General features: G+C 66.4%; 8 protein-coding genes and 1 pseudogene. 5 read left to right on the top strand and 4 right to left on the bottom strand.

Annotated elements, in window-relative coordinates; all coding sequences use genetic code 11:
- Positions 1-203 precede the first annotated feature (203 nt).
- Entirely contained in the window at positions 204-1,463 is a 1,260-nt protein-coding gene (gene fabV, locus A7X97_RS00745; protein ID WP_072168292.1) for an enoyl-ACP reductase FabV, read from the top strand.
- A 112-nt stretch (positions 1,464-1,575) separates the two neighbouring features.
- Here the strand turns inward: fabV and A7X97_RS00740 are convergent, their stop codons facing one another.
- The 3 genes from A7X97_RS00740 to A7X97_RS00730 form a co-directional block, all read right to left on the bottom strand.
- Complete coding sequence (locus tag A7X97_RS00740; RefSeq protein WP_061477970.1) at positions 1,576-3,645, bottom strand: EAL domain-containing response regulator; 2,070 nt, start codon at positions 3,643-3,645, stop codon at positions 1,576-1,578.
- A 91-nt stretch (positions 3,646-3,736) separates the two neighbouring features.
- Positions 3,737-4,921 carry a BaiN/RdsA family NAD(P)/FAD-dependent oxidoreductase gene (locus tag A7X97_RS00735; RefSeq protein WP_111007452.1) on the bottom strand — a complete coding sequence of 395 codons (1,185 nt, stop codon included), beginning with the start codon at positions 4,919-4,921 and terminating at the stop codon, positions 3,737-3,739.
- Positions 4,918-5,466, bottom strand: coding sequence for a YaeQ family protein (locus tag A7X97_RS00730; RefSeq protein WP_072168291.1), 549 nt, complete (start codon positions 5,464-5,466; stop codon positions 4,918-4,920). The genes A7X97_RS00735 and A7X97_RS00730 overlap by 4 nt, the downstream gene beginning before the upstream one ends.
- Before the next feature lie 124 nt (positions 5,467-5,590).
- On the opposite strand from A7X97_RS00730, the pseudogene A7X97_RS00725 reads away from it, so the two are divergent.
- Positions 5,591-6,459: pseudogene (locus A7X97_RS00725) on the top strand (pseudouridine synthase).
- A gap of 13 nt (positions 6,460-6,472) precedes the next feature.
- On the opposite strand, the gene A7X97_RS00720 reads toward A7X97_RS00725, so the two are convergent.
- Complete coding sequence (locus tag A7X97_RS00720; protein ID WP_111007451.1) at positions 6,473-6,961, bottom strand: YaiI/YqxD family protein; 489 nt, start codon at positions 6,959-6,961, stop codon at positions 6,473-6,475.
- A 302-nt stretch (positions 6,962-7,263) separates the two neighbouring features.
- On the opposite strand from A7X97_RS00720, the gene A7X97_RS00715 reads away from it, so the two are divergent.
- From A7X97_RS00715 to A7X97_RS00705, 3 genes are all read left to right on the top strand, one after another.
- Positions 7,264-7,473 (top strand): cold-shock protein, encoded by a 210-nt coding sequence (locus tag A7X97_RS00715; protein ID WP_005416210.1) that lies wholly within the window; start codon positions 7,264-7,266, stop codon positions 7,471-7,473.
- Between the two features lie 188 nt (positions 7,474-7,661).
- Entirely contained in the window at positions 7,662-8,351 is a 690-nt protein-coding gene (locus tag A7X97_RS00710) for a glutathione S-transferase family protein (RefSeq protein WP_111007450.1), read from the top strand.
- Positions 8,352-8,383: 32 nt separating this feature from the next.
- Positions 8,384-9,949, top strand: a complete 1,566-nt coding sequence (locus tag A7X97_RS00705; RefSeq protein ID WP_072168287.1) for a protein adenylyltransferase SelO — start codon at positions 8,384-8,386, stop codon at positions 9,947-9,949.
- Positions 9,950-10,315 lie beyond the last annotated feature (366 nt).

Below are 10,315 nucleotides of genomic sequence, written 5' to 3'. Positions count from 1 at the left end.
CCAGCTTTTGACGTTGCTCTGGCTCTGGCCGTTGCTCAGGCCTCTGCGGGTGCAGGGTGCAACCCTGCAAAAGAAACACCACCCTACGCCAGCGTCGGTTGTGCAATCTTCCCCCGCGCACTACGATCCTGCGGTTCGCGCGCGTGCGCGCCCGTACTCCTGCTGAGCGCCCCGTGCGCCGCATCTGCCAACCCGAGGTATCCATGGTCATCAAACCGCGCGTCCGCGGCTTCATCTGCGTCACCACCCATCCGACCGGCTGCGAGGCCGCGGTCAAGCAGCAGATCGACTACATCCGTGCGCGCCCGCCGATCCAGAACGGTCCCAAGCGTGTGCTGGTGATCGGCGCCTCCACCGGCTACGGCCTGGCCGCACGCATCACCGCTGCCTTCGGCAGTGGCGCTGCCACCCTCGGTATCTTCTTCGAACGACCGGGCAGCGAGACCAAGCCGGGTACCGCGGGCTGGTACAACTCGGCCGCGTTCCACAAGTACGCCGACGAAGCCGGCCTGTATGCCAAGAGCATCAATGGCGATGCCTTCTCCGATGAAGTGAAGGCGAAGACCATCGAAATGATCAAGGCCGATCTGGGCCAGGTCGACCAGGTTGTCTACAGCCTGGCCGCGCCGCGCCGCAAGCACCCGAAGACCGGCGAGATCATCAGCTCCACGCTGAAGCCGATCGGCGAGCCGATCACCCTGCGCGGGCTGGATACCGACAAGGAAGTGATCACCGAAACCACCCTGCAGCCGGCCACCCCGGAAGAAATCGCCGGCACCGTCGCGGTGATGGGCGGCGAGGACTGGCAGATGTGGATCGATGCACTGGCCGATGCCGGCGTGCTGGCCAATGGTTGTACCACCACGGCCTTCACCTACGTGGGCGAAGAGATCACCCAGGCGATCTACTGGAATGGCTCGATCGGCGCGGCCAAGAAGGACCTGGACACCAAGGTGCTGGGCCTGCGCGAAAAGCTGGCGAAAATCGGCGGCGACGCGCGCGTGTCGGTGCTGAAGGCCGTGGTGACCCAGGCCAGCTCGGCCATTCCGACCATGCCGCTGTACCTGTCGCTGCTGTTCAAGGTGATGAAGGAAAAGGGCACTCACGAAGGCTGCATCGAGCAGCTCGACGTGCTGTACGACATCCTTTACGGCGGCAAGGCTGATGGCACGGCGGTTGATCGCCTGCGCCATGACCTGGTCGATGGCGGCGGCCACACCGTCGCGCTGGTCGATGAGGAAGGCCGCCTGCGTGCGGACTACAAGGAAATGGCCGCAGACGTGCAGGGCAAGGTGGTCGCGCTGTGGCCGCAGGTGACCAACGAGAACCTGTACGAAATCAGCGACCTGGCCGGCTACAAGGCCGACTTCCTGCGCCTGTTCGGTTTTGGCGTGGAGGGCGTCGACTACGAGGCCGACGTCAATCCGGACGTGAAGATCGAAAATCTCGTCGACATGACCTGATCAAGCAGAAGGCCGGCGAAAGCCGGCCTTCTGGTTTGTGTAGAGCCGAGCCATGCTCGGCTGCTCTTCGCTTGAGTCCCGCAGCCGAGCATGGCTCGGCTACAGAGAGGCATCACCCGAATTCGAAGCCCATCTCCGGCAGCGCCGGGCCGACGAAATCGCCCTGCACGTAATCCACGCCGGCACTGAACAGCAGCGTCATCGAGTTGGCATCGCTGACGAATTCGGCAATGGTGCAGATGCCCGCTTCCTGAGCACGCGCGGTGATCTGGCTGATGCGGTCGATGTTCTCGCGGGTGGCGGCCAGGTCGCTGGTGAAGCCCCGGTCCAGCTTGAGGAACTGCGGCTGGAAGTGGGCCAGCAGCTGGAACGAGTCCAGCCCGGAACCGAACTGCTCCAGGCCGATGCGGCAGCCCAGTGGCGCCACTTCGGCAAGGAACTGCTGTGCACTGCGCAGGTGGGTGAACACCTTCGCTTCCGGTGCATGCAGCCACAGCCGTTCGCCGGGCACGCCCTGTGCCTGCAGCTCGCGGCGCAGGGTGGCGATCATCTGTGGGTCATCGAACGATTCCGGCGTGACCTTCACCAGCACCTGGGTGGCATGACCCGCACGTGCGCGTTCACCCAGCACCGCGATCGCCTGCGAGACCACCCAGCGGTTGATGTCGGCCAGCAGGCCGTGTTCCTCGGCGATGCCCAGGAACGCGGTCGGGCTCAGCAGCTCGCCATTGTTTTCCAGGCGCAGATAGGCTTCGTACAGCTCCAGTGGTTCGCCCTGCAGGTTCAGCACCGGCTGGTAGTGAAGCTGGAAACCGTCGCCGGCCAGCGCCTCGCGGATGCGCGCCACCCAGCGCTGCACACGCTCTTCCTCGACACGGTCGGCAGCAGCCGGGTCGAAGATGCGGCAGGTGTTACCCAGCTCGGCTGCAGCCTGGGTGCATTCGCTGGCGCGCGCCAGCACCTGGCCGATGCTGGCGATCTTCTCACCGACCTGCACGCCACCGATGCTGACCGTCACCGTGGCCGAGCGTGCGCCGATGCTGAAGACGTGTGCGGCGTAGGCTTCTCGGATGCGCTCGGCCAGCGCCACGGTCTGTGCGTAGGGCCCGGCCTGCAGCACGGCGAAATTGTGCTCGCCGAAACGGGCCAGTTGCGCGTCCTCGCCAACCACTTCGGCCAGCAGGGCGGCGAGGGCGCCGATCAGGGTGTCGGCCGAGGCCAGGCCGATATCCGGCAGCAGGCGCGCGTAGTGGTCCGGCTCGATCAGCAGCAGGCCGAACTGGCCCTCGCTGCGCCCGGCCTGGGCCACCGCGCTTTCCAGCTGCAGCATGAAGGTCGGGCGATTGAGCAGGCCGGTGACCTGGTCGCGCTGGCGCAGGTCCTCGACCTCGCGTGCCAGTTCGGGGTCGAACTCCATGCGGCGGCGGAGAACCACCTGCAGGCAGGACTCGCCCTCGTAGGTGGCCGCCGCAAATTCCATCGTCGCCGGGAACGCACTGCCGTCCTGGTGGCGCGCGTCGAGCTGGTACTGGGGCGGCGGCGCCTCGCCACGGCTGAGGCCCTTCAGCAGCTGCTTGAAGCCCTCCACGTGCTGGGCGGCGACCATGTCCAGCAGCGAAATGCCTTCGATGTCGTCGAAATGCTCGTAGCCGAACATCTCCAGGTAGGCGTCGTTGGCGCGGATGTGCATGCCTTCATGCACGTAGGCGATGGGGTCGCGCGAGGAGGCGATCAGCGCGTCGCAGCGGCGCTCGGTCTCGCGCATCTGCGCCTCGATGCGGCGCAGGCCGCGGCGCGCCTGCAGGTCGACCCACTGGTCGCGGACCACGGCGAGCAGGTGCTCGGGGCGCTGGCGCAGGGCAAGGGCACGGATGCCATGGCTGCTGGCCTGCACGAGTTCGTCCTCGTCGATGCGCTCGGCCAGCAGCACCAGCGGGATGTCCTTGCCGCTGGCGGCGATGTGCTGGGCTGCCAGCTGCAGCGGAATGCCCTGCGACGGCGAGGCCAGCACCAGGTCGATGGCCTGGCTGGTCAGCACCTGGGCCAGCTCGGCTGCATCCTGTGGGCGCCACGGGCGTACCGCGATGCCGCTGTTGCGCAGGGTGCTGACGATGGCTTCGGCATTCTCGCCGCTGTCATCGACGATCAGCAGGCGGATGGTGATGTCGTTCGCGTTCTGCATGCACTGCTCCCCAATCTGCGAATCTAGATACACGATGCGCGGCGAACCGTCCATGCGCGTCCCCCTTGCGCGAATGGAACGGCGAAGTGGTTCACACCACGCCGCCCGCTGCGTGCCCGCTTGCCCAGGCCCATTGGAAGTTGTAGCCGCCCAGCCAGCCGGTCACGTCCAGCACCTCGCCAACGAAGTGCAGGCCGGGGACGCGCTTGGATTCCATCGTTGAGGATGACACTTCGGCGGTGTCCACGCCGCCCAGGGTGACCTCGGCGGTGCGGTAGCCTTCGGTGCCGCTGGCCACCAGCGGGAATGCGCCCAGCAGCTGCGCAGCCTGGCGCAGCACCGGCTCGTCCAGCTGGCGCACGGGGCGGTCGGGCAGCCAGTGCTCGCACAGCCGCTGTGCCAGCCGCTTCGGCAGTACCTCGCCCAGCACCGTGCGCAGCTCGGCGGCGGGGCGGTCGCGCTTCATCTGGCGCAGCCACTCGCCCGCATCCTGGCCCGGCAACAGGTCCAGCTCCAGCGCATCGCCGGGCTGCCAGAACGAAGAGATCTGCAGGATGGCCGGGCCGCTCACGCCACGGTGGGTCAGCAGCATGAAGTTCTGGAAGCTCTTGCCGTTGCAGCGCGCCTCGATCGGCAGTGCGACGCCGCTGAGGTCGGCCAGCCGCTCCTGGTGCTTGCCGCTGAGGGTCAGCGGTACCAGCCCGGCGCGGGTCGGCAGCACCTGGTGACCGAACTGGCGGGCCACTTCATAGCCAAAGCCGCTGGCCCCCATGCTGGGAATCGACAGGCCACCGGTGGCAACCACCAGCGAGGCGCAATGGAACAGGCCGTGCGTGGTGTGCACGCGGAAACCATCGCTGCCATGCTCGATGCGCTGCACGCTGCAGTCGGTACGGATCTGTACGCCGGCCGCCTGGCATTCGTCCACGAGCATTCTCACGATCTGCTTGGAGGAGACATCGCAGAACAACTGCCCCAGTTCCTTTTCGTGATAGGCGATGCCGTGCTTGTGCACCAGCTCGATGAAATGCCAGGGTGTGTAGCGGGCCAGCGCCGACTTGCAGAAATGCGGGTTGGCCGACAGGAAGTTGGCCGGGGTGGTGCCGGTGTTGGTGAAGTTGCAGCGGCCACCGCCGGACATCAGGATCTTCTTGCCGACCTTGTTGGCATGGTCGATCACCTGCACCTGGCGGCCGCGCTGGCCGGCAGTGATCGCGGTCATCAGCCCGGCTGCGCCAGCGCCGATGACCACCACGTCACAACGGATCGTGCTCATGCCTTGGCGCGCTTGCGCCAGGTCGGGATCACGTCGAGCTGCATCTGATCGTTGAGCAGCTGCACTTCACCGTCCTGGATCAGCACGCTCCAGCGCATCGCGCGCTGGATCTGCTGGCCCCACAGCTCTACGAAGGCACCGTCGAGGTCGACCACCGAGAGGTTGTCGAAGCGCGCCAGGCCCTTGCTCTGCTTGCCCCACCAGATCTCCGAGGCGTTGCCGCCATAGTTGACCACCTGCACCTGGCGGCTGCGGTTGCTGGCCTTGCGGATGCGCGATTCGTCCGGATGGCCCAGGTCGATCCACTGCAGGATGTCGCCGGTGTAGTCGTGTTCCCAGAGGTCGGGTTCGTCATCGGTGCTCAGGCCGCGGCCGAACTCCAGGCGGTCGCCGGCGTTCAGCGCGAAGGCGAGCAGGCGCACCATCAGGCGCTCGTCGGTCTCGGACGGATGCTGGGCCAGGGTCAGGTTGTGGGTCGCGTAGTAGCCGCGATCCATGTCGCTGATCTGCAGTTCGGCCTTGCGGATGGTGGCGGTAAGAGCCATGGGGGATCCGTGGACTAAAGAGGACAATGATAGAGGTTTGCTCCGGGGGTGTCCGTGGCCGGGCTGTCTGCGCAGCGTCAACGGTGGCACGCTTGCGTTCTTTCCCGTGGCCGGAGTGGACGCCATGACCTTGCCCAGCCGACTGCAGTTGCCGCCCGGGCCCTGGGCCACCCTGCTGGATGGCCTGTGTGCACGTTTCCCGCGCATCGCGCGCGCGCAATGGCAGGATCGCTTCGCGCGTGGCCGTGTGCTGGATGCGCAGGGCAGGGCGCTCACTGCGGACATGCCCTGGCAGGTCGGGCGGGAGATCCAGTACTTCCGCGAGGTGGCCGACGAACCGGTGATTCCCTTTGTCGAGACCATCGTCCATCTGGATGCGCACCTGCTGGTAGCCGACAAGCCGCATTTCCTGCCGGTGACACCTGCGGGTGGGCATGTGCGCGAGACGCTGCTGGCGCGGCTGGTCGCCCGCACCGGCAATGCTGATCTGGTACCGCTGCACCGGCTGGATCGGCTGACGGCCGGGCTGGTGCTGTTCTCGACCCAGCGAGGGTCGCGCGATGCTTACCAGCGCCTGTTCCGTGAGCGGCGCATCGAGAAGACCTATGAGGCCCTGGCACCGTCGCTGCCGGGGCTGGCGTTTCCGTTGCAGCGGGACAGCCGGTTGGTGCCGGGCGAGCCGTTCTTCCGCATGTCCGAAGTGACCGGTCAGCCCAATGCGCGCAGCCGGATCGAGCTGATCGAGGCCGAAGGGGCGATCTGGCGCTACCGGCTGCTGCCGGAGACCGGCCGCAAGCATCAGTTGCGCGTGCACATGGCCATGCTGGGGCGCCGATCTTGGGTGACGACCTGTACCCTCAGCTTCGGCAACGGCCACTGAATGTGGCCGAGTCACCGCTGCAGCTGCTGGCGCGGGGCCTGGCCTTCGACGACCCGTTGAGTGGCGCACGACGGATGTTCAGCAGCGGCCGCAGCCTGAGCCTTCCGGCATAGGGCGGCCAGGCGCTCAGCGGGCCGGGCGTCGCGCCAGCCAGCGGTCCAGCTCGGCGGCGAACAGCTGCCGGTCGCGGGGTCCCAAGGGCGGCGGTCCGCCGGTCTGGACCCCGGCGCCGCGCAGTTCCTCCATGAAATTGCGCATCGACAGCCGCTCGGCCATGTTGTTCGGGGTGTACAGCTGGCCGCGCGGGTTCAGCGCCACGGCCTTTTTCTCCAGCACCAGCGCAGCCAGTGGGATGTCCTGGGTGACGACCAGGTCTCCGGCGGCGACCCGCTCGACGATGGCGCTGTCGGCCACGTCCAGGCCCTGCGGCACCTGGATCGAGCGCAGCCAGCGTGAGGGCGGGGTGCGGATCCACTGGTTGGCGACCAGGGTCAGTTCGATCCCCACCCGTTCAGCCGCACGAAACAGGATGTCGCGAATGACAGTGGGACAGGCGTCCGCGTCCACCCAGATGCGAGAGGGCGCGTATTCAGCGGGGATTTCAGCTTCAGTCATTTCCCCAGTGTAGGGCAGGAAAAACCTGAATGGGGGCTCGGGGTTAGCCGCGAACGGCTGCCAACCCTTGTCACGCCTAGCGGGTGACCTGTTCCCATGAACGTCGGGACTATCGCTTTTTGCGGAAAACACGCGTATCGTGCGACCCACTGTGTTTGCTAGGGTCACCGTGAATCGTGGCCTGGTGCAGTTGATCTCACGATCCGCTCATCGATCCGCTTTACCAACGCCTGCAACTCAGTCTCGGCCCCGATACCCGGTGGCTGCGATTTTTTTCAACATGTGTTTCAGGAGTTAGTAAAATGTCTGAACGTCAGACCGGCACCGTCAAGTGGTTCAACGACGCCAAGGGCTTCGGCTTCATCACCCCGGAAAGCGGCCCGGACCTGTTCGTGCACTTCCGCGCGATCCAGGGCACCGGCTTCAAGACCCTGCAGGAAGGCCAGAAGGTTACCTTCATCGCCGTCCAGGGTCAGAAGGGTATGCAGGCTGACCAGGTGCAGGCGGTCTAATCCGTCTGCTACCGTTGGGTAGCCAGAGAACGCCGGAAGCGAGAGCTTCCGGCGTTTTTTATTGCCCGCTGTTTTTTGTAGAGTCGAGCCACGCTCGACAGTTCTCAAAGACAGTGGAGCATGGCTCGGCTCTACAAAGGGCATGCAGCCGGCGCGGTAGGATGGAGACCTTCCCGAGGACCGTCCCCATGCGCATCGTTCATCACCTGGAAAACTCCCGTTCCCTGCGCGTGCTGTGGATGCTGGAGGAGCTGGGGCTGGACTACGAACTGCGCCGCTATCCGCGTGATCCGAAGACGCTGCTGGCGCCGCCGGAACTGCGCAACGTGCATCCGCTCGGCAAGTCACCGGTGCTGCAGGATGGCGAGCTGGTACTGGCCGAGTCCGGTGCGATCCTCGACTACCTCGCTGACCGTTACGACACGCAACGCCAGCTGTCGCCGTCACCGATGCCGGCTGACGGGGCCGAACGCATCGCTTACCGCTACTGGCTGCACTACGCCGAAGGCTCGGCGATGCCGCCGCTGCTGCTGACCCTGGTGATGGGCCGCATACGCAACGCGCCGATGCCGTTCTTTGCGCGCCCGATCGCACGCAGCATTGCCGACAAGGCCGAGCGCGGCTTCATCGGCCCGCAGCGGCGGCTGCATCTGGACTGGATGGAGCGCCGCCTGGCTGAAAGCCCGTGGTTTGCCGGTGAGCGCTTCAGTGCGGCCGACATCCAGATGAGCTTCCCGATCCAGGCCGCTGCCGCACGTGGCGATGGGCTCGACGACAAGCCGGCGCTGCGCGGCTTTCTCAAGCGTATTGGTGAGCGCCCGGCCTACCAGCGTGCCGAGGCCCACGGCGGCCACCTGCAGGCGCTCAGCGGCAATTGAGGCGGGCGGCCGTCGCCCCCATCTTCAGCACCATGGATACCGACAGCCTCCGTTTCGACAACCGCCTGCTGCACACCCTGCCGGGCGACCCCGAATCCGGCCCGCGCAGGCGCGAAGTGCTGGGCGCGGCCTGGTCGCCGGTGATGCCGACCCCGGTGGTGGCGCCCACGTTGCTGGCGTGGTCGCCTGAGGTTGCCACGATGCTCGGCTTCGATGCTGCCGAGATCGAGAGCGAAGGCTTCGCCGATGTATTCGGCGGCAACGCGCTGTACGCCGGCATGCAGCCATGGGCCGCCAATTACGGTGGCCATCAGTTCGGCCATTGGGCCGGCCAGCTCGGCGACGGACGTGCGATCTCGCTGGGCGAGCTGGTGGCACCCGATGGCCGCCACTGGGAGCTGCAGCTGAAGGGGGCCGGCCCGACCCCGTACTCGCGCGGTGCCGATGGACGGGCAGTGCTGCGCTCGTCGATCCGCGAGTTCCTGTGCAGCGAAGCGATGCACCACCTGGGCGTGCCGACCACGCGCGCGTTGTCGCTGGTCGGTACCGGCGAGGAGGTGGTGCGCGACATGTTCTATGACGGCCACCCGCGTGCCGAGCCTGGCGCCATCGTGTGCCGGGTCTCGCCGTCGTTCCTGCGTTTCGGTTCGTTTGAGCTGCCGGCCTCGCGTGGCGAGACGGCCTTGCTGCAACAGCTGGTGGACACCTGCATCGCCCGTGATTTCCCCGGGCTGGAGGGGCAGGGCGAGGCACTGTATGGCGACTGGTTCGCGCAGATCGCGGTGCGCACCGCCGAGATGATCGCGCACTGGATGCGTGTCGGCTTCGTGCATGGTGTGATGAACACCGACAACCTGTCCGTGCTCGGTCTCACACTTGATTACGGCCCCTATGGCTGGGTCGAGGATTTCGATCCGGAGTGGACGCCGAACACCACCGACGCCCAGGGGCGCCGCTACCGCTTCGGCACCCAGCCGCAGGTGGCGTACTGGAACCTGAGCCGATTGGCGCAGGCGCTGTCGCCGCTGTTCGCCGATGTCGCACCGCTGCAGGCGGGCCTGGCGGCCTACCAGTCCACCTTCGTGGCCTGCACGCGTCGCGATGCTGCATCGAAGCTGGGGCTGGCTGCTGCCGACGATGACGACCTGCAGCTCTACCAGCGCTGGCAGCAGCTGATGCAGGAGGGCGCCATGGACATGACCCTGGCCTGGCGTGCACTGATGCGCATCGACCCGTCGGCAGCGGACGCTACGGTTCTGGACGCGGTGTACTACGACGAGGCGCGCAAGCATTCGGTGCAGGCGCCGTTGCAGCAATGGCTGCAGGACTACGCAGCGCGCCTGCGTAGCGATCCGCTGTCGGCCCGCGAACGCTTGGCGAAGATGGCAGCGGCCAACCCGCTGTACGTGCTGCGCAACTGGCTGGCCCAGGAGGCGATCGACCGCGCAGAGCAGGGTGACCTCGGCGGTGTGCATGCGCTGCAGGACGTGCTGCGCGACCCATACACCGAACGCCCGGGGCTTGAACACTTCGCCGGCAAGCGCCCGGCGTGGGCCGACAACCGCGCCGGCTGCTCGATGCTGTCCTGCAGTTCCTGAGGGTGGGTTTCGGCAGGGCTGCGCCCTGCACCTGCAGAGGCAAGGGCCGAATCCAAAGCCAAAGCCAAAGCGGCTCTGGATTGTTGATGGTCTGGCGGGGCGGTGTGGGGCTGCAGGACACGCCGTAAACCCGTCCCTGGGGGCTCGATGGCGCCATCCATGGCGCCAACGGTCCTGCAGCCCCACACCGCCCCACCTCCGACAGGTTCCGGCGGCTGTTGGTAGGTGTCGACCTTGGTCGACACGGTAGATCCACGCCATGCGTGGATGCTTTTCGTTCAATTCTCGAAATATTCGATTTCGATTGAGATTCATCCACGCATGGCGTGGATCTACTACAGATCGCGGAGATCTGTCGTAGGCGGG

The organism is Stenotrophomonas sepilia (assembly GCF_003244875.1).
Taxonomy (GTDB): domain Bacteria; phylum Pseudomonadota; class Gammaproteobacteria; order Xanthomonadales; family Xanthomonadaceae; genus Stenotrophomonas; species Stenotrophomonas sepilia.
Note: the sequence above shows the minus strand (reverse complement) of the source record. Positions and strands in the feature narration are given on the sequence as shown.

What these genes read in the sequence shown, in the direction of transcription:
- A7X97_RS00740 (WP_061477970.1), bottom strand. Translation starts at nt 3,645, where the DNA reads ATGCAGAACGCGAACGACATCACCATCCGCCTGCTGATCGTCGATGAC.
- A7X97_RS00710 (WP_111007450.1), top strand. Translation starts at nt 7,662, where the DNA reads ATGCGCATCGTTCATCACCTGGAAAACTCCCGTTCCCTGCGCGTGCTG.
- A7X97_RS00735 (WP_111007452.1), bottom strand. Translation starts at nt 4,921, where the DNA reads ATGAGCACGATCCGTTGTGACGTGGTGGTCATCGGCGCTGGCGCAGCC.
- A7X97_RS00715 (WP_005416210.1), top strand. Translation starts at nt 7,264, where the DNA reads ATGTCTGAACGTCAGACCGGCACCGTCAAGTGGTTCAACGACGCCAAG.
- A7X97_RS00730 (WP_072168291.1), bottom strand. Translation starts at nt 5,466, where the DNA reads ATGGCTCTTACCGCCACCATCCGCAAGGCCGAACTGCAGATCAGCGAC.
- A7X97_RS00720 (WP_111007451.1), bottom strand. Translation starts at nt 6,961, where the DNA reads ATGACTGAAGCTGAAATCCCCGCTGAATACGCGCCCTCTCGCATCTGG.
- fabV (WP_072168292.1), top strand. Translation starts at nt 204, where the DNA reads ATGGTCATCAAACCGCGCGTCCGCGGCTTCATCTGCGTCACCACCCAT.
- A7X97_RS00705 (WP_072168287.1), top strand. Translation starts at nt 8,384, where the DNA reads ATGGATACCGACAGCCTCCGTTTCGACAACCGCCTGCTGCACACCCTG.